Annotated in this window: 17 protein-coding genes and 1 tRNA gene; 11 read left to right on the top strand and 7 right to left on the bottom strand. The window is 63.4% G+C overall.

The genetic code is table 11. From position 1 onward, the window contains the following. The first annotated feature begins 44 nt into the window (after nucleotides 1-44). From J3B00_RS20805 to J3B00_RS20795, 3 genes are all read left to right on the top strand, one after another. On the top strand, nucleotides 45-728 hold the full coding sequence (locus tag J3B00_RS20805; protein WP_209871229.1) for a response regulator transcription factor: 684 nt from the start codon (nucleotides 45-47) through the stop codon (nucleotides 726-728). Continuing rightward, entirely contained in the window at nucleotides 725-2,047 is a 1,323-nt protein-coding gene (locus J3B00_RS20800) for an ATP-binding protein (protein ID WP_209871227.1), read from the top strand. The genes J3B00_RS20805 and J3B00_RS20800 overlap by 4 nt, the downstream gene beginning before the upstream one ends. Before the next feature lie 272 nt (nucleotides 2,048-2,319). After that, the gene (locus J3B00_RS20795; RefSeq protein WP_209871224.1) at nucleotides 2,320-3,720 is read left to right on the top strand and encodes an aspartate aminotransferase family protein; all 1,401 of its coding nucleotides are present in this window, start codon (nucleotides 2,320-2,322) and stop codon (nucleotides 3,718-3,720) included. 43 nt (nucleotides 3,721-3,763) lie between these two features. Here J3B00_RS20795 and J3B00_RS20790 read toward each other — a convergent pair whose 3' ends face one another. Beyond that, nucleotides 3,764-4,696: a siderophore-interacting protein gene (locus J3B00_RS20790; RefSeq protein WP_209871221.1), complete on the bottom strand. Its 933-nt coding sequence runs from the start codon at nucleotides 4,694-4,696 to the stop codon at nucleotides 3,764-3,766. Nucleotides 4,697-4,838: 142 nt separating this feature from the next. Between J3B00_RS20790 and tusA the strand changes: the two genes are divergently transcribed. Both tusA and pdxB read left to right on the top strand, forming a co-directional pair. Further along, a complete protein-coding gene (gene tusA / locus J3B00_RS20785) occupies nucleotides 4,839-5,081 on the top strand; it encodes a sulfurtransferase TusA (RefSeq protein ID WP_209871218.1) in 243 nt (80 codons plus the stop codon). 60 nt (nucleotides 5,082-5,141) lie between these two features. Further along, nucleotides 5,142-6,284 (top strand): 4-phosphoerythronate dehydrogenase PdxB, encoded by a 1,143-nt coding sequence (gene pdxB, locus J3B00_RS20780; RefSeq protein ID WP_209871215.1) that lies wholly within the window; start codon nucleotides 5,142-5,144, stop codon nucleotides 6,282-6,284. A 1,254-nt stretch (nucleotides 6,285-7,538) separates the two neighbouring features. Here pdxB and J3B00_RS20775 read toward each other — a convergent pair. Further along, a complete protein-coding gene (locus J3B00_RS20775; protein ID WP_209871212.1) occupies nucleotides 7,539-7,712 on the bottom strand; it encodes a PA1571 family protein in 174 nt (57 codons plus the stop codon). Between the two features lie 267 nt (nucleotides 7,713-7,979). Between J3B00_RS20775 and J3B00_RS20770 the strand changes: the two genes are divergently transcribed. From J3B00_RS20770 to mqo, 3 genes are all read left to right on the top strand, one after another. Then, nucleotides 7,980-9,743: an ABC transporter transmembrane domain-containing protein gene (locus J3B00_RS20770; RefSeq protein WP_209871209.1), complete on the top strand. Its 1,764-nt coding sequence runs from the start codon at nucleotides 7,980-7,982 to the stop codon at nucleotides 9,741-9,743. A 198-nt stretch (nucleotides 9,744-9,941) separates the two neighbouring features. Further along, a complete protein-coding gene (locus J3B00_RS20765) occupies nucleotides 9,942-11,558 on the top strand; it encodes a methyl-accepting chemotaxis protein (protein ID WP_209871206.1) in 1,617 nt (538 codons plus the stop codon). 362 nt (nucleotides 11,559-11,920) lie between these two features. Then, complete coding sequence (gene mqo, locus J3B00_RS20760) at nucleotides 11,921-13,516, top strand: malate dehydrogenase (quinone) (RefSeq protein WP_209871203.1); 1,596 nt, start codon at nucleotides 11,921-11,923, stop codon at nucleotides 13,514-13,516. A 214-nt stretch (nucleotides 13,517-13,730) separates the two neighbouring features. Here mqo and J3B00_RS20755 read toward each other — a convergent pair. Both J3B00_RS20755 and J3B00_RS20750 read right to left on the bottom strand, forming a co-directional pair. Next, nucleotides 13,731-13,807, bottom strand: a tRNA-Pro gene (locus tag J3B00_RS20755). 81 nt (nucleotides 13,808-13,888) lie between these two features. Next, the gene (locus tag J3B00_RS20750) at nucleotides 13,889-14,110 is read right to left on the bottom strand and encodes a YgdI/YgdR family lipoprotein (RefSeq protein WP_209875066.1); all 222 of its coding nucleotides are present in this window, start codon (nucleotides 14,108-14,110) and stop codon (nucleotides 13,889-13,891) included. 183 nt (nucleotides 14,111-14,293) lie between these two features. Between J3B00_RS20750 and moaB the strand changes: the two genes are divergently transcribed. Further along, the gene (gene moaB, locus J3B00_RS20745; RefSeq protein ID WP_209871200.1) at nucleotides 14,294-14,833 is read left to right on the top strand and encodes a molybdenum cofactor biosynthesis protein B; all 540 of its coding nucleotides are present in this window, start codon (nucleotides 14,294-14,296) and stop codon (nucleotides 14,831-14,833) included. Between the two features lie 22 nt (nucleotides 14,834-14,855). After that, nucleotides 14,856-16,043: a gephyrin-like molybdotransferase Glp gene (gene glp, locus J3B00_RS20740; protein ID WP_209875063.1), complete on the top strand. Its 1,188-nt coding sequence runs from the start codon at nucleotides 14,856-14,858 to the stop codon at nucleotides 16,041-16,043. On the opposite strand, the gene J3B00_RS20735 is transcribed toward glp, so the two are convergent. Next, nucleotides 16,032-17,276 (bottom strand): glycosyltransferase family 4 protein, encoded by a 1,245-nt coding sequence (locus J3B00_RS20735; protein ID WP_209871197.1) that lies wholly within the window; start codon nucleotides 17,274-17,276, stop codon nucleotides 16,032-16,034. The genes glp and J3B00_RS20735 overlap by 12 nt on opposite strands. A gap of 249 nt (nucleotides 17,277-17,525) precedes the next feature. On the opposite strand from J3B00_RS20735, the gene yegS reads away from it, so the two are divergent. Then, nucleotides 17,526-18,413 (top strand): lipid kinase YegS, encoded by an 888-nt coding sequence (gene yegS, locus J3B00_RS20730; RefSeq protein WP_209871194.1) that lies wholly within the window; start codon nucleotides 17,526-17,528, stop codon nucleotides 18,411-18,413. Here the strand turns inward: yegS and J3B00_RS20725 are convergent. Next, entirely contained in the window at nucleotides 18,397-19,056 is a 660-nt protein-coding gene (locus tag J3B00_RS20725) for a response regulator transcription factor (RefSeq protein ID WP_209871190.1), read from the bottom strand. The two genes, yegS and J3B00_RS20725, sit on opposite strands and share 17 nt — an antisense overlap. Continuing rightward, entirely contained in the window at nucleotides 19,053-19,943 is an 891-nt protein-coding gene (locus J3B00_RS20720; RefSeq protein WP_209871186.1) for a histidine kinase, read from the bottom strand. Before J3B00_RS20720 ends, J3B00_RS20725 begins: the two co-directional genes overlap by 4 nt. Nucleotides 19,944-20,165 lie beyond the last annotated feature (222 nt).

The following is a 20,165-nucleotide window of genomic DNA, read 5'->3' as shown; positions in this document are numbered from 1 at the left end:
AATCACTGCATGTCGCAATGTTCACTCCCTAATGGAGACCCATCATGCACGTACTGCTCTGCGAGGACGACGACCTGATCGCCAGCGGCATCTGCGCCGGGCTTGCTGCCCAGGGCTTGACCGTTGACCGGGTCGCCAGCGCCTCGGCCGCCCGCGCGCTGCTGCAGGCCGCGCAGTTCGACGTGATGATCCTCGACCTTGGCCTGCCCGACGAAGATGGCCTGAAACTGCTGCGCCGCTTGCGCCAGCAAGGCGAAACCTTGCCGGTGCTGGTACTGACGGCGCGCGATGCGATTACCGACCGGGTGGCGGGGCTCGAGGCTGGCGCCGACGATTACCTGCTCAAGCCGTTCGACCTGCGCGAGCTGGCGGCCCGACTGCACACGCTGTTGCGGCGCATGGCCGGGCGTGCCGTCAACGTCATCGAGCACGGCCCTCTGCGCTACGATCCGAGCAGCTGCGAGGCGTTTCTGGCCGACCAGCCGGTAGACCTTTCCCGCCGCGAGCAGGCCTTGTTGCAAGCGCTGTTGCAGAACCCCGGGCGGGTGCTCTCCAGCGAACAGCTCAAGGATTGTGTCTACGGCTTCAGCGATGAAGTCGAGAGCAACGCGCTCAACGTGCACATCCACCACCTGCGGCGCAAACTCGGTAACAGCATTGTCGAGACCGTGCGCGGCTTGGGCTATCGCCTCGGCCCGGCCCAGGCGCCACAAGAGATCACCCCATGAGCCTGCGCGTGCGTCTGTCGCTGATTCTCGGCAGCGCCTTCATCGTCATCTGGGTGCTGGCGGCCGCCTGGATGCTGCGCGACCTGCGCCAGCAAATGATGTTTTCCCTCGATCAGCGCCTGGTCGCGTCGGCGCGCATGGTTGCCGGGCTGATCGACCAGTTGCCGCAACCGCTGGCAGCCAAGGGCGAAGAAGCGCATTTTTCCGCCGATCAACTCAGCGTGCCAGATGGCATGGCCTGCCAGGTCAGCTCGTTGCGCGGCGAGATCCTGGCCAGCAACCACAAGCATGACGGTGCCATGGATGACCAGCGCAGCGGGTTTGCTGACCAGACAATCGATGGCGCCAGCTGGCGCACCTTTACTTTCGATCACGGTGACGTGCGCATCACCACCGCAGACCGTCACATGGAGCGCGAGGCGCTCAACCAGTCGATCCTGCTGGCCGCCTCGGCCCCGGTGCTGATGGCCCTGCTCGGCAGCCTTGGTTTGTTGTGGATTGGCCTGGGCAAGGGCCTGGAGCCGCTCAACCGGATGCGTGACGCCTTGCGCAAGCGGCGCGCCGACAGCGTCGAGCCGTTGCAGGTGGCGGGCATGCCCAGCGAGCTGCAGCCTTTGCTCGAGACCCAGAACCAGCTGTTCCTGCGGATCGCCCAGACCCTCGAGCGCGAACGGCGCCTGACCGACGATGCGGCGCATGAATTGCGCAGCCCGTTGACGGCGATCAAGACCCACCTGCAGGTGGCACAGATGACCGACGGCGCCGTGCGTGAGCAGGCCCTGGTGCACGCCGAGCAGGGCACCGATCGCATGCACCGCACCCTTGAGCAGTTGCTGCTGCTGGCCCGGGTGGAAGGCAGCCTGTCGTTCGACGATGGCATCCAGTGCAGTGCCGAACAGGTCGCGCGCCAGGCGGTGCAGGATGCCGGCGGCGGCGATAACCGGCGGATTCTCGTGCGTTTGCCACAGGAAGCGGCTGAAATCTACTTGGGCTTGCCGGCGCCACTGGCAGTGGCAGCTTTGCGTAATCTGCTCGACAACGCCTTGCGTCATGGCGGTGATGCTGCGGTCGAATTGGAGCTGCAGATGGCCGATGGGCAGGTGGGGTTCATGGTGCGTGACCATGGGCCGGGGATCACTGAGGGCGACCTGCAGCATTTGACCGAGCGCTTCTGGCGTAATGGCCAGAGTGGCGGGTGTGGGTTGGGGTTGGCGATTGTTCAGGCGATTGTTCAGCGCTGCGCGGGGAGCTTGCGCTTTGACAGCCGCAGCGACGGCTTGCGGGTGTGGTTGCAGGTGCCGGCGCGGCTGGGTCGCTGAGGGTGTGGCGGGGCGTGCCCGGTCGGCTGGCAGGCACCGGCTTTGCCGGTGTTCGCGGGGCAAGCCCGCTCCTACAGGGATATGTGGCGCGCTTGCGGGCTTTGTTCTCTGCGCGAATTGCAACTGGCCATTCCCGGATCCGTGTAGGAGCGGGCTTGCCCCGCGAAGAGGCCGGGGCAGCCAACGCACAAATCCTGTGTAAGCGCTAAATCGCCGCCCCGCTGAAGCGTTTTCCAAGCGATGCCACCATATCGCTTGCGAGGGACTCCCCAGTGTCGACCGCTTCCAGCCTTGCCCAGATCCTGCCGGCCGCCGCGCCGCAACCCCTGTACCAATTTGCCGATTCGCCGCTGCTGGTGCGCCAGCAACAGCAGGAATCCAACGCCCGCAGTTACCCGCGGCGCATCCCGTTGGCGCTCAAGCGTGCCCGTGGCATCTATGTCGAGGATGTCGAAGGCCGTCAGTTCATCGACTGCCTGGCCGGCGCCGGCACGCTGGCCTTGGGGCATAACCACCCGGTGGTGGTCGAGGCGATCCAGCGGGTGCTGGCGGACGAACTGCCGCTGCACACCCTCGACCTGACCACACCGGTCAAGGACCGCTTCGTCCAGGACCTGTTCGCCATTCTGCCCGAAGGCCTGCGCCGCGAAGCGAAGGTGCAGTTCTGCGGACCCACCGGGACCGACGCTGTGGAGGCGGCGCTGAAACTGGTGCGCATCGCCACCGGGCGCAGCACGGTCCTGGCGTTCCACGGCGCCTACCATGGGATGTCCCAGGGGGCGTTGAGCCTGATGGGTAGCCACGGGCCGAAGCAGCCACTGGGCGCGCTGTTGGGCAATGGCGTGCAGTTCATGCCGTACCCCTACGACTACCGCTGCCCGTTCGGCCTGGGTGGCGAGGCGGGTGTGCGGGCCAACCTGCATTACCTGGAAAACCTCCTGCTCGATCCCGAAAGTGGCGTCCCCCTGCCGGCTGCGGTCATCCTCGAGGTGGTACAGGGCGAGGGTGGCGTGATCCCGGCCGATGTCGAGTGGCTACGCGGCGTGCGGCGGATCACCGAGCAGGCCGGGGTGGCGTTGATCGTCGACGAGATCCAGAGTGGTTTTGCCCGCACCGGCAAGATGTTTGCCTTTGAACACGCCGGTATCGTGCCCGACGTCGTCACCCTGTCCAAGGCCATCGGCGGCAGCCTGCCACTGGCGGTAGTGGTCTACCGGGACTGGCTGGACACGTGGAGCCCAGGCGCGCATGCCGGGACCTTCCGCGGCAACCAGATGGCCATGGCGGCAGGTTCGGCAGTCATCGATTACCTGGTCCAGCATCGCCTGGCCGAGCATGCCGAAGCGATGGGCAACCGGCTGCGCGGGCACCTGCTCGACCTGCAGCGCGATTATCCGCAGTTGGGCGATATCCGTGGGCGTGGCCTGATGCTCGGGGTCGAGTTGGTGGACCCACAGGCTGTGCGCGACGCACAAGACCATCCCGCGGCGAACCGCAGTCTGGCGCCGGTGGTGCAGCGTGAATGCCTCAAGCGTGGGCTGATTCTCGAACTGGGCGGCCGTCATGGCGCCGTGGTGCGCTTCTTGCCACCGTTGATCATCAGTGCCGAGCAGATCGACGAGGTCGCCCAGCGCTTTGCCGACGCGTTGCAGGCGGCGTTGGCGCATACCTGAGGGATCAGTTCAGGGCCGCAGCGCGGCCCTGGATGTGCGAAGGCTATTCGAAGCTGCGCCCCGCACGCCAATAGCCCATCAATGTCACGCTGTCCCGATCGAGCCCGCGCTCTTTGAGCAGATAGCGGCGGATTTCCATGACCGTGGCCGACTCCCCCGCGACCCACGCATAAAACTCGCTTGGGTCGCCACTGGCGCGTTCCCAGAGAATACTTTGCTCGATGTCGACGTCGTGCAGGTCCGGCTGTTTGCACACACGCATGCTCGGCAGTTGTGCCAGTTCGCGTACGGCATGGCGCATGGCGTGGCCGTGCTCGCAGCGCAGCAGGTCGCGCGGTAACCAGTGCACAGTGGTCGCTGCGCTGTGGAGCAGCTGCAGGCAGTCACTTTGCAGCGGCACCTCGACAAAGACTTCGGCGGGCAGCTCCGGTTGGCTCAGGGTGAGCCCTTCGAGAATTCCCGCGATTGCCGGCAGGGCCGTTTCGTCTCCGATCAACAGCACCTGTTTGACGCCCTGTGGTGGCTTCCATTCATAACCGCCAGGGTCACCGGCGTAATCCAGGTTGGGCGCGACCATCTGCAACCTGTCGCCAAGCCGGGCATGGGTCGCCCAGGCCGAGGCTGGGCCGTTGACCCCATGCAGGACAAAATCCACCGCCACTTCCCGCGCCTCGCGGTCCAGCTGGCGAATGGTGTATGTGCGCATGGGCGGGGTGTGCTCGGCGGGCAGGCCACGGCGTGCTTGCTGCCACTTGCCATCCTTGGGCAGGCTCGGCAGCTGGCCCGAGGGGCTGGGGAAAAACAGCTTGATCCGTTGGTCTGCGGCGAGGGTGTTCATGTGCCGAACATCCTCGCCGGTAAACACATAGCGGCGCAGTGATGGGCTCAACGGCTCGATGGCCTTGAGCTGGATATCGAAAATGCGATACGCACTGGCCGTGTTGCGGCGAATCAGGCTGGTCAGGAAGGAGGTCATTGGCGGTACCTCAGGCTAAAGAAGGTCCTGAAGAAACGACTGGGCAAGGCGGCGAATTACCGCGATGGACCGCGTGCGCCTTGGGGATATGGCCCTCGGTTCGCGCTTGAGCGACAATAGCTGCCCATCCGCGGAGTAGCCCATGACCGATTTCACCCCTGATGCCGTCCTCGATGCCACCGGCCTGAACTGTCCGGAGCCTGTGATGATGCTGCACCAGCACGTGCGCAAGCTGGCGGCCGGCGGCCTGCTGAAAGTCATCGCCACCGATCCGTCGACTCGCCGTGACATCCCCAAGTTCTGTGCTTTCCTTGGCCATGAACTGCTGGACCAACAGCAAGACGCTGGCACCTACCTGTACTGGATCCGCAAGAAGGCCGACTGAGCCGCGCTGGATCGCGCCCGACGTAGCGCCTACACTGCGCTCCCCTGAGAGGAGAGCGCCATGCTGATTGTTGCCGACGAGAATATCCCGCTGCTCGATGCCTTCTTTGCCGGATTTGGCGAGATCCGCCGCTACCCCGGCCGCAGCATCGATGCGCAGTGCGTCAAGGACGCCGACGTGCTGCTGGTGCGCTCGGTGACTCAAGTCGATCGGCAGTTGCTGCAGGGCAGTCGGGTGCGCTTCGTTGGCACCTGCACCATCGGCACCGACCACCTCGACCTGGACTACTTCGCCGAAGCGGGCATCCACTGGAGCAGTGCTCCGGGCTGCAATGCCCGCGGCGTGGTCGATTATGTACTGGGCAGCCTGCTGACCCTGGCCGAGCTGGATGGCGAGAACCTTGCCGAGCGGGTCTATGGAGTGGTCGGTGCCGGCCAAGTGGGTGAGCGTCTGGTGCGCGTGCTGCATGGCTTGGGCTGGAAGGTGCTGGTCTGTGATCCGCCGCGTCAGGCCGCTGAAGGCGGTGACTTTGTCAGCCTCGAGACGATCCTCGAACAGTGCGATGTGATCAGCTTGCACACGCCCCTGCAGCGCCAGGGCGAGCACGCCACCTGGCATCTGCTGGCTGGCGAGCAATTGGCAGGTCTGCGTCCGGGGGCCTGGCTGATCAACGCTAGCCGTGGTCCTGTGGTGGACAACCAGGCCCTGCGCGAATTGCTGTTGGCGCGTGAAGATGTGCATGCGGTACTGGATGTGTGGGAGGGCGAGCCTGCGGTTGACCTCGACCTGGCCGACCTGTGCACCTTGGCTACCCCGCACATCGCCGGCTACAGCCTCGACGGCAAGCAGCGTGGTACCGCGCAGATCTACCAGGCCTTCTGCCAATGGCGCGGTGAGGTGCAGCAGGTGCAACTGGCGGAGTTGCTGCCGGAGCCGGGCTTGGCTCAGCTTGAGTTGAATGCCGGCTGCGATCCGGCCTGGGCGCTGGCCACGGTATGTCGGGCGGTGTATGACCCACGCCGTGACGATGCAGACTTTCGGCGTAGCCTGAGTGCTGATCCGGTCGAGCAGCGTGCGACTTTCGACCTGCTGCGCAAGCATTATCCGCAGCGGCGGGAAATCGAGGGGCTGGCGGTGCGTGTGCGCGGTGACTCGGCGCAGTTGGTTCAGATGGTCAATGCATTGGGTTGTGAGTTGGTTTAGTGGTTGCTAGCCAGCACGAGGTTTGGGTCAGTAAAAGGTTCTTTACGGGATGATGGGTTGGGGCTTGTAGGTTGGGGGCTTATCCATTTGATGTGGTGGGTTTTCTGGCCCCTTCCGCCCTTACGGGGGGGCACTTTTTTTCTTGAAAAAGTAACCAAAAACCGCTTGCTCCATCATACGGCCCTTCGCTGCGCTACGGGTCCCCTCGCTCCGGTCTTGCTCCGGGAGGACCGCGCTGTACGGCCCATCCTGGGCCTCAGCGCTTTCCGGCCATCCATGGCCTCCACCTCCCTGCGCAAGACCTCCACTCGGCCTCCTGAAGTCGCTGGTAGATCAAGAGCAAGATCAAGATCAAAAGCCAGGGCAACGGCTGGCGAATCGCTGCGCTCTCGCTTTGTTTATTTACCAGCGGATTTGTGGGGTGGCTGGCAGGGCTGCGCCCTGCGATTTGCATTGGCAGTACCGGCCTCTTCGCGGGGCAAGCCCGCTCCTACAGGTATTGCGCAAATTTTGAATTCGGCGCTGTACCGGCCTTTCCGCGGGGCATGTCGGATCGCCGCACCGCCGCTGCTACAGGATTTGCATACCTGCCTGGCTCTACACCAATCAGGGCAACGGCAGGCGAATCGCTGCGCTCTCGCTTTGTTTATCTACCAGCGGATTTCTGGGGTGGCTGGCAGGGCTGCGCCCTGCGATTTGCGTTGCCAGTACCGGCCTCTTCGCGGGACAAGCCCGCTCCTACAGGGATTGCGCAAATTTTGAATTCGGCGCAAATCCTGTAGGAGCGGGCTTGTCCCGCGAAGAGGCCCGAATATCCACCACACCTGCCACTATCGAAGACAACGCCAGCCCAGACGCCACCCGTAACTTGGCGACTTCAGGAGGCCGAGTGGAGGTCTTGTGCAGGGAGGTGGAGGCCATGGATGGCCGGAAAGCGCTGAGGCCCAGGATGGGCCGTACAGCGCGGTCCTCCCGGAGCAAGACCGGAGCGAGGGAACCCGCAGCGCAGCGAAGGGCCGTATGATGGAGCAGGCGGTTTTTGGTTACTTTTTTCCAAGAAAAAAAGTGACCCGCCGTAAGGGCGGAAGGGGCCAGTGGCGCCACCCCATCAAATGGATAAGCCCACCATTTCTAAGCCAGCCAGCCAGCCAGCCAGCCAGCCAATCCAAGCCAAGCCAGCAGATCATCTCCCCCAACAATCCGTGAAGCCAATAAAAACCCGGCGCAAGCGCCGGGTTGAGTCAATTCGGTCAATCAGTCTTTTTTCGACCGATCGGCGCGGCTTTTTTCCAGTTCTTCGCACGCCTTCTTGATCATCTCATCGGTGATCGGCACCTCACGGCCCTGGCCATCGATGATCGAACCGCATTCAGCATTGTGCGCCGGGTTCGTGGTCTTGGGCGTTTCACTACGGTGTTGCAAGCTCATATCCTGTCTCCTCTTCAGGTTCAAGCCCAGGGTATCCCCTTGCCATGACTGGCCCATTACATCTGCACGGGCGTCATGACAAAGACAGTCCATCAGAAACGCCGGTAAAGCTCCAGTGGCGCTTTAGAACGTTAAGCTATAGCCACTGACGACAGCTTTCCATCAGCCATATCTGGTCTTTTCTGCGATCACGCCAACAAAGCCTGAGTTCCGCCAGCGCTGATGAATGGTAGGCTGCAGCCTCCCTCTGTGAAAATGATCCGAGTCATGCCCGAACCTGTTTCCCCTCGCCAGCGTCGCGCCTTGCGCCTGGGTTGGCACTTCCTGCGCCCCTACCGCAAACAGATGCTGCTGGCATTGCTCGCGCTGGTGCTCACGGCGGCGATTACCCTGTCGATGGGCCAAGGTATCCGTCTGTTGGTTGATCAAGGCTTCATGACCGGCTCGGCGCACCAGCTCAATCAAACCATCGGGCTGTTCATGCTGCTGGTGCTGGCACTGGCGGTGGGCACCTTCAGCCGCTTCTACCTGGTGTCGTGGATCGGAGAACGCTGTGTGGCCGATATCCGCCGGGCGGTGTTTGACCATCTGATTGGCCTGCACCCAGGCTTTTTCGAGGACAATCGCAGCTCCGAGATCCAGTCACGGCTCACTGCCGACACCACCTTGCTGCAGTCGGTGATCGGCTCGTCGTTGTCGATGTTCCTGCGTAACGCGCTGATGGTGATCGGCGGGGTGGTGCTGCTGTTCATCACCAACCCCAAGCTCACCAGTATCGTCGTCCTGGCGCTGCCGCTGGTGCTGGCGCCGATCCTGCTGTTTGGCCGCCGCGTGCGCAGCTTGTCCCGGCAAAGCCAGGACCGCGTGGCCGATGTCGGCAGCTATGTGGCCGAGACGCTTGGCCAGATCAAGACGGTGCAGGCCTACAATCACCAGCCGCTGGACCGCGAGCGCTTTGCCGAGACGGTCGAGGCCGCGTTCAGCATCGCTCGACAACGGATTGCCCAGCGAGCCTGGTTGATCACCCTGGTGATCGTGCTGGTGCTCGGGGCGGTGGGGGTGATGCTCTGGGTCGGGGGTATGGACGTGATCGCCGGGCGCATCTCCAGTGGTGAGTTGGCCGCTTTCGTCTTCTACAGCCTGATCGTCGGCAGCGCCTTTGGCACCCTCAGCGAAGTGATCGGCGAGTTGCAGCGCGCCGCCGGTGCGGCAGAGCGGGTGGCCGAACTGCTGGCGGCGCAGAGTTCGATCCTGCCGCCGGCTGAGCGTGTCGATCTGCCTGGGCTGCGCGCCAGTGGCCGTATCGAGTTGCGTGATGTGCGCTTTGCCTACCCATCGCGGCCCACGGTAGCGGCGCTGGATGGCTTGAGTCTGCTGGTTGAACCGGGCCAGACCCTGGCATTGGTGGGGCCGTCCGGGGCGGGCAAGTCGACCCTGTTCGACCTGCTGCTGCGGTTCTATGACCCGCAGCAGGGCAGCATTCTCCTCGATGGGCAGGCGCTCACTGCGCTGGATCCGGCCGTGTTACGCCGCCAGTTCGCGCTGGTCGCGCAAAATCCGGCGCTGTTCCGTGGCACGGTGGAGGCCAACATCCGCTACGGTCGCCCTGAGGCCAGCCTTGCCGAGGTCGAGGCGGCCGCTCGCGGTGCTCATGCGCATGCATTCATCGAGCAGTTGCCGCAGGGCTATCAGACGTTGTTGGGGGAGGGCGGTATTGGCCTTTCGGGCGGCCAACGGCAGCGTCTGGCGATTGCCCGGGCGTTGCTGGTGGATGCGCCGATCCTGCTCCTCGACGAGGCCACCAGCGCCCTCGATGCGCAGAGCGAGCACCTCATCCAGCAGGCCTTGCCGAGCCTCATGGCTGGCCGCACGACCGTGGTCATCGCCCACCGGCTGGCCACGGTTCAGCATGCTGATCGGATTGCCGTCATCGACAAAGGACGAATCGTCGCGGTGGGCAGTCATCGTCAGTTGATCGAGGAAAGCCCGTTGTATGCACGGCTTGCCGAGCTGCAGTTCACCTCGAACTGAAGGGCGTCCCGACATGCCCGTGTAACATTTCTGTAGCAATTGCCTGAGACTATCTGGCTCGGCTGTTACGTGTGCTTGATCTGGCTGCTATCGAACCGATGGCAGCTTTTTTTTGCCCCGCGAACGAGGACAAGGATGTCTGTCGCGGCGCTGTGGTACAGCGCCGTTTTCTTTCCCTCCTTGTTCCCGAGATCCGCGATGTTGCGTAAATCCCTCCGCGTGCAAATCCTTTCTCTGCTGGGTGGCAGCCTGGCGGCGATCCTGCTGATCGCGCTGGTGTGCTTCCAGTTCCTGTCTTCAAGCGTGCGTGGCTATGCCGAGCTGGTCGATGGCCCGCTGCGCGCCTCGCAGCTGATCGACGAGGCCAATCTGCAGTTCAAAGTGCAGGTGCAGGAGTGGAAGAACGTGCTGCTGCGCGGTCGTCAGCCTGCCGAACTGGACAAGTACTGGCAGCAGTTTCAGGCCCGTGAGCAGCAGGTGCAGCAATTGCTCGGGCAGTTGATCGAGGGCAGTGACGGCGAGCTCAGGGCTGCCCTGCAGCAACTGCGCGACAGTCACCGCCAGCTTGGCCAGGCGTATGTTCAAGGGCGCCAGGCGTTTGTTGCGGCGGGCGGCGATCCGCTGGCCGGTGACGTCGCCGTGAAGGGCGTCGATCGAGCGGCCAGCGAGCAGATGAGTGTGCTGGTCGAGCAGTTGCGCAGCACGGCCCACGCGCGCGCCGCCGAGATCAACCACACCGCGCAGCGTACCGTCTGGATTGGCCTGCTGGTGATGCTGGGCTCGGCGGTGTTGGTGGGCTTGTTGAGCCTGTGGCTGATCAACCGCAGCCTGATCGAACCGATCCGGCAACTGATCGAGTACGTGGCGCAGTTGAGCCAAGGGCGCTTTGCCGCGCGGGTCGATGCGCGTCGCGAGGATGAGCTGGGTCGCCTGGCGCGGGCGGCCAATACCCTGCGCGACTTTCTCGCCGAGACCATTGGCCGGCTCAAGGGCAATGCCGACGAACTGGAGGGTGCCAGCGGCCAGTTGCGTAGCCTGGCCGGGGACATGGCGCGGGGCACCCAGGATCAGTTTCAGCGCACTGATCAGGTGGCCACGGCCATGCACGAGATGTCGGCCACTGCCCAGGAGGTGGCGCGGCATGCCGCTGAAGCGGCGCGTGCAGCCGACGATGCCGATCACAGTGCCCAGGCAGGCGAGCAAGTGATGCAGGCGACCATCGCCACGATTGCCAACGTCAACCGCGAGATCGCCGGCACGGCCGCGGTGATCCGTGACCTTGAGCATGACAGCACGCGGATCGGCAAGGTCCTTGAAGTCATTCGTGGCATCGCCGAGCAGACCAACCTGCTGGCGCTCAATGCTGCCATTGAAGCCGCCCGCGCGGGTGAGGCGGGGCGAGGGTTTGCCGTGGTGGCCGATGAAGTGCGTAGCCTGGCCCAGCGCACCGCAGCGTCAATTGCCGAGATCCACCAGATCATCGAAGCGGTGCAATCCGGCGCGCTGGAGGCGGTCAAGGCCATCGAGAGTGGCCAGAGGCGCAGCGAGGAGGGCGGCGAGCAGGTGCAGCAGGCCGGGCAGATGCTGCAGCGGATTACCCTTGCCGTGGAGGCGATTCGCGACATGAACCGGCAGATCGCCACGGCAGCCGAGGAGCAGACCAGCGTTGCCGAAGATATCTCCCGCAACCTGATCGAGATCACCCGCATTGCCACGGCCAATCAGCAGGCGGTGGCGCATACCGAGCAGGCCGGGCAACGGTTGCATGGGTTGTCTGGGCAATTGGGTGAGGTCACCTCGCGGCTGTCCGCCTGATAGACCGCCGGGGCCGCTGCGCGGCCCATCGCGACGCAAGGCCGCTACCACAGAGGCCGCGAATCCCTTACGAAAAACATGATGGGGAAATCCGCCACTTGCCGGCAATTCAGGCCTCGGCTGTGGCGGATTGTCGCCATAACAACAGCCCCGCTTGGGGTGCGACCAAGCGTCCCACCTGTTAGACATTGGTCTAGCGCGAGCTGGCACGGACCCTGCTTAAGGGCCGGGCGGCGATCGTCTCTCGATCCATTGATACCCCAGGCAGCGGCTGACGGCAGAATCAGCCCCGCCACAACCATAATCCGGGCGTACAGAGGGGGAGCGGTCTGCCAGTCACTTCACCTCAATTGGATTGAACAATGAAAAAAATCCTGCTGACGCTTGCTTGCCTGAGCGTCATCGGCTGCTCCAAGCCTGCCGAACCGCAAAAGTCCGTCGATGTCCTGCTGATCGGCGGCGGCATCATGAGTGCGAGCCTGGGGACCTACCTCACCGAATTGCAACCCGAGTGGAAAGTCGACGTTTACGAGCGCATGGATCAGGTTGCCGAAGAAAGCTCCAACGCCTGGAACAACGCCGGCACCGGCCACTCGGCGTTCTGCGAGCTGAACTACACCAGCGAAGGCAAAGACGGCAACATCGACATCAGCAAGGCGGTTGGGGTCAACGAACAGTTCGAGATCTCCAAGCAGTTCTGGGCCTATCAGGTCGAGCAGGGCGTGCTCAGCAACCCGAAATCGTTCATCAACAACGTGCCGCACATGAGCTTTGTCTGGGGTGAGGACAACATTGCCTTCCTGCACAAGCGCGTCGCTGCCCTGCAGCACAGTTCGCTGTTCCGCGGCATGGAAATCTCCGAAGACCACGAGCAGATCCGCAAGTGGGTCCCGCTGGTGATGGAAGGCCGTTCGCCGGAGCAGAAGGTTGCCGCTACCCGCATGGCCATTGGTACCGACGTCAACTTTGGCGAGATTACCCGTCAGTTGTTCGCCTCGATGGCGCGCAACCCTAACGTCCAGATGCACCTGCGCCATGAAGTGCGCGACATCGTCCGCGCCGACGACGGTTCGTGGAATGTCGTGGTGGCAGACCTCGCCAACGGCGGCACGCAAACCAGCGTCAACGCCAAGTTCGTGTTCATCGGCGCCGGAGGTGGTGCGCTCAAGCTGCTGCAAAAATCCGGTATTCCGGAAGCTGAAGGCTATGCCGGCTTCCCGGTCGGTGGCCAGTTCCTGATGACTGACAACCCGGACATCGTCGCCCGCCACAAGGCCAAGCTGTACGGCAAGGCCTCGGTGGGCGCACCGCCGATGTCGGTGCCGCACCTCGACACCCGCGTGATCGATGGCAAGGAAGTACTGCTGTTCGGGCCGTTCGCGACCTTCTCCACCAAATACCTGAAAAATGGTTCGCTGCTGGACATGTTCGCTTCGCTGACCAGCCACAACATCAGCCCGATGCTGCATGCCGGGATCGACAACATCGACCTCAGCACTTACCTGATGGGTCAGTTGATGCTCAGCTTCGATGACCGCATGGCCAACCTGCGCGAGTACTTCCCGAACGCCAAGAACGAGGACTGGAAACTGCTCCAGGCCGGCCAGCGCGTACAGGTGATCAAGAAGGATCCGGAGCACGGTGGCATCTTGCAGTTCGGTACTGAAGTGGTTGCTTCCCAGGACGGCACCATCGCGGCGCTGCTGGGTGCATCCCCAGGCGCTTCGACCGCCGCGCCGATCATGCTGACGGTGCTGGAAAAGACCTTCAAGGACCGCGTCAAGAGCCCTGAGTGGCAGGCCAAGCTGAAAGAGATCGTGCCTACCTACGGGCAGAAGCTGAACAACAACCTGGAGCTGACCAACAAGACCCGCGAGTGGAGCAGTGCGCGCTTGCAGTTGCTGTTCGTGCCGGTACAGGCTGAGCAGGCGTTGGTGCAGGTGGGTGCTGGGGCGTAAGGCCCAGCCCTTTCAAGGTGTTTGCGTTACCTCCGGATTGATTATGGAGGCCAGTAATCTCGGGGGGGCGCTGCGCGCCCCTTTCGCGACACAAGGCCGCTCCCACAGGGTCGGACCGCGGCGCTTTGCAGGCGTACACAGTCCTGGTGGAAGCGGCACCCAATGCGGACACAACAAAAAGCCCGCGCAAGGCGGGCTTTTTGTGAGCAGGATGTGGTCGGAGAGACAGGATTCGAACCTGCGGCCTTCTCGTCCCGAACGAGACGCGCTACCTGGCTGCGCTACACTCCGATGAACAAAATCCTACTGCAAGCTATTTTCCGACGCAAGCCCTTGTTGTAAAAAGACTGTTTGCCAAAAAACAGCCCCAGATCAGAGCTCTTTCACGGTACGGATCTGGTCTTTATTGATGCGCGTACGCTTGCCATCGAGCTGCTCGAATTCGTAGAAGCCGGCGTCGTCGTCATAGGATGGGGTGTCCACCGCCTGGATCTCGCGGCCGTCATTCAGGGTGATGACGGTCGGCGAAGCACAGCCAGCGAGGGCGCCAAGGCCCAGTGCGAGCATAAAGGCGGGAAGGGTCCGTTGAATCATCATGTTTCTCCAGTTCAATGGTGCTTGATGACAGTAAGACGCGGGGCGTCCAAGCAAGTTCCTTGCACAGTGGAGCATAGCGCCAATGCCCTGCCATTGATCAAGCGCAACGCCTCGGCTCGTGGCGGCGGTGGCCTGTGATATAACAAGGGCCATCCCTTTCTTTCCCTGCGACGGACCCCCATGAAAGCCAAGGCAGATACTCCTTTCGTGCCGCTGAACATCGCCGTGCTCACGGTCAGCGATACCCGCACCTTTGAAACAGACACTTCAGGCCAATTGTTCGTCGACCGCCTGACGGGCGCCGGTCATTTGCTGGCGGAGCGCGTGCTGCTCAAGGACGATCTGTACAAGATTCGCGCTCAGGTTGCCACCTGGGTCGCCGATGACCAGGTGCAGGTCGTACTGGTTACTGGCGGCACCGGCTTCACCGGCCGTGACAGTACCCCCGAGGCGGTCGCCTGCCTGCTGGACAAACAGGTGGATGGCTTCGGTGAACTGTTCCGGCAGATCTCGGTGGCCGACATCGGCACCTCTACCGTACAGTCGCGTGCCCTCGCCGGGCTGGCCAATGGCACGCTGGTCTGCTGTCTGCCGGGCTCGACCAATGCCGTGCGCACCGGTTGGGACGGGATCCTTGCCGAACAACTCGATGCCCGCCATCGGCCGTGCAACTTCGTCGCTCACCTGAAGCAGGCGGCGGCCTGTGAAAGCCGTGGTTGAGGCGCTGCAGCCGCGCCCGCTGATGCCGGTGGAAGAGGCGCTCGAACGGCTATTGGCGCTGGCCGAGTCGGCGCCGATCCGCGCGACCGAAACCGTCGCCCTGGCCGATGCCGAAGGTCGCGTTCTGGCGCAGGACCTGGTGGCAGAGCTCGACCTGCCACCGTGGCCGAACAGTGCCATGGATGGCTATGCCTTGCGCCTCGCCGACGGGCATGGCGAACCGCTGCCAGTGAGCCAACGGATTTTTGCCGGCCATGCCCCGCAGCCCTTGCAGGCGGGCAGCTGTGCGCGAATTTTCACCGGCGCGCCGCTGCCCGAAGGCGCCGACTGCGTCGAAATGCAGGAAAACACCGAAGTACTGGACGATGGCCGGGTGCGCTTCCTCGAGCCGCTGCGGGCCCAGCAGAACGTTCGCCCGCAGGGTCAGGAAACCCGCATTGGCGAGCAGGTGATGAGTGCAGGCACGCGCCTCGGGCCGATTGAGCTGGGCCTGGCCGCCACCCTCGGGCATGCCCGACTTGAGGTGGTGCGCAAGGTGCGGGTAGCGGTGCTGTCTACCGGTGACGAACTGGTCGAGCCAGGCTTGCCATTAGGGCCTGGGCAGATCTACAACAGCAATCGTCGGCTGCTGGCGAGCTGGCTGCAGCGCCTGGGCTGTGAGGTGGTCGATGTGGGTATCATCGCCGATGACCTGCAGCAAACCCGCGACTGCCTGGCTGGTCTGGGCGATGTCGACCTGATTCTGTCTACCGGAGGCGTCTCGGTGGGCGAGGCTGACTACCTCGGCATCGCCCTGCGCGAAGCAGGTGAGCTGGCGCTGTGGAAGCTGGCGATCAAACCGGGCAAGCCCCTGACCTTCGGTCATTACCGCGGCGTGCCGGTGATCGGTCTGCCCGGCAACCCGGCCTCGACCTTGGTCACCTTTGGCCTGCTGACCCGGCCCTACTTGCTGCGTCGGCAAGGCGTGGCGAATGTCGCGCCGCTGCGCTTCAGCGTCCCGGCCGGCTTCGATTGGCCCAAGGCTGGTACGCGCCGTGAGTACCTGCGGGCGCGTCTCGAAGAGGGCCGGGCGCGCATCTACAAGAACCAGAGTTCTGGCGTGTTGCGCAGTGCCGCCTGGGCCGAAGGCCTGGTCGAGGTGCATGAAGGCAGCACTCCGCAACAAGGCGACAGCGTGTGGTTCATTCCTTTGAGCGAGCTACTTGGCTGAACGCCCGAACAGCACGCCCGGAGCAGGGCTGGTGCGCGGCGCTGCCTGGGTCAGGCGCATGTGCACGGTTTCCAGTTGCTGCGCGGCAACGCTCCAGTCATGCCGCTGACGAGCGAACTGGCGCCCGGTTTCGCCGAGCTGAGCCATGCGCCACGGCTGGTTGAGCAACTGGGTTATCTGCAGGGCGAGCTGGCCACTTTCATCGCTGCCCAAGTAATGCTCGCCATTGTTCAGCGCCAGCCCCGACACGCCCTTGCTGGTGGCAATTACCGGCAGGCCGGCGGCCATCGCCTCGAGAATTTTCACCTTGGAGCCGCCGCCATAGCGTAGCGGTGCGAAGAACAGCGCCGAGCGTCGCTGCAGTTCACGCAGGTCGGGGCGGTAGCCGATCCATTCGATGCGCGGGTCGTTCCAGTGCAGTTTCCAGCTTGCCGGCAGGGCATGCCCAGCGATCGCCAGGCGTACCGCCGGGTTGCTCATCCAGACCTGAGGCAGGATCTCTTCCAGCGCCCATTCGATAGCTTCAAGGTTTGCCCCGTATTCAAAGTTGCCGACAAACAGCAGGCGCTGGCTGTGCGGGGCGGCGCGCACGTCTTGGTAATAGTCGCAGTCGACGCCGTTGACCACGACGTTCACCGGCCTGCCGCTGATCTTGCCGATCACGTCGGCATCATGCGCGCTGACCGCCACGACCTCGCTGGGCTGGCTGAGTATCCGCTGCTCCCAGCGCCGGTAGCGCCAATGGTCAAAGGCATTGAGTGGCCTCAGCCAGAGCGGCAGGCGATCGTGGCAGGCGGCGCCAAGCTCCGACTCCAGGGTGTGTTCGCTGAGCATGAAGGGCAGGCCGCGGGCTTGCAGGGCTTTCTCGAAGGGCTGGAAGCTGTAGCTGTGCTCGATCTGAATGACGTCCCAGGGCTCATCCAGCAACTGCTCGAACTGGTGGCGCAGGCACGGTGCCAGGCCGTGAATGATCGCCCGCATGGGGTAGTCGATGATCGGTGAGGCCAGCAGGTTGAGCGGGCTGTGCAGTGCGCGCCTGGGTAGCACGATCAGGCGCTCGAGCAGCGGCTCGAGGGCTGCGCGGGCGGTGTCGCCGAGGGGAACCTTGGACTGCACCAGCAAGGTGATCCGGTGACCGTGCTGGGCCAGCTCGCGCAGCAGGTGATATTGCCGGGTCTTGCAGCCGCTGGTGGTGGGCCAGGGCAGGTACGGCAGTGTCCAAAGTATACGCATCTGCCCAATCCTCGCTGACGGCCGGGTAGTTGTCGAACGACTGACGAATCAATTGGTCAAATAAATGACTATTTTTTATGGCTAATCATGTTTGGCCAAATATTTGTCGATAATGCGCCTGGGCTGATCACCTTTCAACGGTAATCGGTTAATCGGTTCGATTTCTGCTGCAATTGCCGTCGGCGTGCAGCAATTTGTCGTTGGCCATGGTCGAGATTGAGATTGGAGTCTTTTACCGGAGGGGACGTGATGGGCGAGCGCAAGGCAATGTTGGTTCTGCATGGCAAGCAGGCCCTGAACGAGCAGGTCAGGGAAGCGGTAGTCGCGCTTCGCGAGCGCGGTTGGCAGTTGGATGTCCGTCTGACCTGGGAGGCGGGCGATGCCCAGCGCCTGGTCAGCGAGGCACTGCAGGCCGGCTACAGCCACATCGTCGCCGGTGGTGGCGATGGCACTCTGCGTGATATCGCCGAGGCCATGGGCTCGGTCCAGAGCGAAGCCAGCCTGGTACTGCTGCCCCTGGGCACGGCGAACGATTTCGCCAAGGCCGCCGGGGTGCCGTTGGAGCCGGCTGAGGCGCTGGCCTTGATCGACCAGCCCGCACGCGCGATCGACCTGGGCAAGGTCGGTGATCAGCTGTTCCTGAACATGGCCACGGGTGGCTTTGGCAGCCAGATCACCGCCAATACTTCGGAAGACCTGAAAAAGGTCATCGGTGCGGCGGCCTATCTGTTCACCGGTCTTTCGCGTTTCAGTGAATTGCAGGCGGCCTCGGTCGAGCTGCAGGGGCCGGATTTCCACTGGCAGGGCGACCTGCTGGCGCTGGGCATCGGCAACGGGCGCCAGGCCGGCGGTGGGCATGTGTTGTGTCCGGATGCGCTGGCCGATGATGGCCTGCTCGATATCGGTATCCTGCCGGCGCCACAAGAGATGGTCGGCGCGTTGCGTGACTTGCTCGGCGGCGAAGGCTTGTTCGTGCGGGCGCGTTTGCCCTGGGTGGAAATCAAGAGTTCGCAGGGGCTGGACATCAACCTCGATGGTGAGCCGCTGCAGGCTGACAGTCTGCGTTTTGAGGCGGTCCCGGCAGCACTGCGTCTGCATTTGCCGGCGGATTCGCCCCTGCTCAGTCGTCCAGGCTGATGATCTTTTCGCGCACCGCGAACAGTACCAGCCCGGCGACGTCGTAGATCTGCAAGCGTTTCATGACCTGCGAGCGGTGGGTTTCCACGGTCTTGATCGACAAGCCCAGGCCTGTGGCGATTTCCCGGGTGGACTTGCCGCGCACGATCAGGCGCAGGATCTCAAGCTGGCGTGCAGTGAGGTTATGCCGCTCGTTAACGGTCGGCGTGCCCTTGTTGGCCTGCTGCAGTGCCTGGTTGATCACGGTATGGGCGATCGCCGGGCTCAGGTAGCGCTCGTCGGCGCGCAGCGCGTCCAGGGCCTGCTCCAGTTCGGTAGCGGTGGTGTCCTTGAGCAGGTAGCCATGGGCACCGCTTTCAAGCGCGCGCATGATCAACGCCGGGTCGGTGTGCATCGACAGAATCAGCACCTTGCAGGTGTGACCACTGCCGCGCAGGTGGGTCAGTGCATCGAGGCCGCTGGTCGAGCGCATCGAGATGTCCAGCAGGACGATGTCTGGGGTCAGCCGTTGCACCAGTTCCAGCAGTTGGTCGCCGTCATCGGCTTCGCCAACCACCGTATAGCCATGGATGTCAGACACCAGCGCACGAACGCCTGCGCGGATAAGTGAATGGTCATCTACCAGCAATAATCTACAGGTCATGGGGCGGGGTGCGTCCTGGCGCGTTCATGGGTACGCGCTGGCCACGGAAACAGAGCCTCGATACGCGTGCCTTGGTCGGGTTGGCTGATCACGGACAAACGTCCTTGCAATGCCGCCGCCCGCTCATGCATGCCGGCCATGCCACGCTGGCCAGCCTCGGCTGGGCGGCTGACCGGTACGAATCCACGGCCGTCGTCCACGATCGATAAAGCCAGGCCTGCGGGCGTGCGTTGCAAATGAATGCGCAGGTTGCGCGCTTGGGCATGGCGAAGCATGTTGGTGACCGCTTCCTGGGTAATCCGAAAAGCAGCCATGCTGGTCGCCTCGCAGATGCCGTCCAGGCGCTGTTGGCACTCCAGGCTCCAGCGCACCTCGCTGTTGGCCAAGGTGCGCAGCAGATGCGCGCGCAGGCTGGCCTCCAGGCCCAGACTGGCCAGTTGCCGTGGATTGAGCAGAGCCGATACATCGCGCACATTGCTCAGGGTGTCGTCCAGCGTCGTGCGCAGGGTGGCGCAGTGCCCGTGCAGCTCGCCCGGCACCCGCCGTTGCAGCCAGTCGAGTTGCAGCTTGGCCGCCGTGAGCAGCTGCCCGATGTCATCGTGCAGCTCCCGGCTCAGGCGCTGGCGCTCGCTCTCCTGGACCTTGAGCATGCGGTCGGCCAGTTCGGCCGGGCGCAGGTTGATCGATTTTGCCCATAGCCGCAGATGCCAGCCGAGGCCGGCGGTGGCGGTCAGTTGCAGCAGGATCAGGCTGAGGGGCAGTGGCAGGTGTTGATAGTGCAGCACCAGGTTGGCGACCAGCGACAGTGTGCAGAGTAGTGCGGTGACCCAGCACAACACGGCAGTGCGCGAACAGCGGCGTCGGTAAATCTTCAAACGTGAAAGCATAAATAGGGAAGCCACTGGATGATTGCTGTTGGAGGCCGTGCACGTGCTTGTCCCGCGAGGCGCTGGCGTCCTGATTTTCAATTAACCGTCGAGCGCGTATTCAATTGATGGCTTTCAGCACTACCTGCCTGTGTTTGCGCGCATGGTATCACTTTGCATGTAATTGGTCGCGGCCCGTTAGTGTGGCAAACCTCCGGATTTACAGGGCGATAGCGCAACGGT

The organism is Pseudomonas sp. BP8, assembly GCF_017875955.1.
GTDB lineage: Bacteria > Pseudomonadota > Gammaproteobacteria > Pseudomonadales > Pseudomonadaceae > Aquipseudomonas.
The sequence above is the reverse complement of the archived record's forward strand: the minus strand, read 5'-3'. Positions and strand labels throughout refer to the sequence as shown.

Bases quoted from the DNA above. Each gene is read 5' to 3' on its own strand.
- J3B00_RS20770 (WP_209871209.1), top strand. From the start codon at position 7,980: ATGCCCGAACCTGTTTCCCCTCGCCAGCGTCGCGCCTTGCGCCTGGGT.
- glp (WP_209875063.1), top strand. From the start codon at position 14,856: ATGCCGGTGGAAGAGGCGCTCGAACGGCTATTGGCGCTGGCCGAGTCG.
- J3B00_RS20750 (WP_209875066.1), bottom strand. From the start codon at position 14,110: ATGATTCAACGGACCCTTCCCGCCTTTATGCTCGCACTGGGCCTTGGC.
- J3B00_RS20720 (WP_209871186.1), bottom strand. From the start codon at position 19,943: ATGCTTTCACGTTTGAAGATTTACCGACGCCGCTGTTCGCGCACTGCC.
- J3B00_RS20765 (WP_209871206.1), top strand. From the start codon at position 9,942: ATGTTGCGTAAATCCCTCCGCGTGCAAATCCTTTCTCTGCTGGGTGGC.
- J3B00_RS20735 (WP_209871197.1), bottom strand. From the start codon at position 17,276: ATGCGTATACTTTGGACACTGCCGTACCTGCCCTGGCCCACCACCAGC.
- J3B00_RS20775 (WP_209871212.1), bottom strand. From the start codon at position 7,712: ATGAGCTTGCAACACCGTAGTGAAACGCCCAAGACCACGAACCCGGCG.
- tusA (WP_209871218.1), top strand. From the start codon at position 4,839: ATGACCGATTTCACCCCTGATGCCGTCCTCGATGCCACCGGCCTGAAC.
- yegS (WP_209871194.1), top strand. From the start codon at position 17,526: ATGGGCGAGCGCAAGGCAATGTTGGTTCTGCATGGCAAGCAGGCCCTG.
- moaB (WP_209871200.1), top strand. From the start codon at position 14,294: ATGAAAGCCAAGGCAGATACTCCTTTCGTGCCGCTGAACATCGCCGTG.
- J3B00_RS20805 (WP_209871229.1), top strand. From the start codon at position 45: ATGCACGTACTGCTCTGCGAGGACGACGACCTGATCGCCAGCGGCATC.
- J3B00_RS20725 (WP_209871190.1), bottom strand. From the start codon at position 19,056: ATGACCTGTAGATTATTGCTGGTAGATGACCATTCACTTATCCGCGCA.
- J3B00_RS20790 (WP_209871221.1), bottom strand. From the start codon at position 4,696: ATGACCTCCTTCCTGACCAGCCTGATTCGCCGCAACACGGCCAGTGCG.
- mqo (WP_209871203.1), top strand. From the start codon at position 11,921: ATGAAAAAAATCCTGCTGACGCTTGCTTGCCTGAGCGTCATCGGCTGC.
- J3B00_RS20800 (WP_209871227.1), top strand. From the start codon at position 725: ATGAGCCTGCGCGTGCGTCTGTCGCTGATTCTCGGCAGCGCCTTCATC.
- pdxB (WP_209871215.1), top strand. From the start codon at position 5,142: ATGCTGATTGTTGCCGACGAGAATATCCCGCTGCTCGATGCCTTCTTT.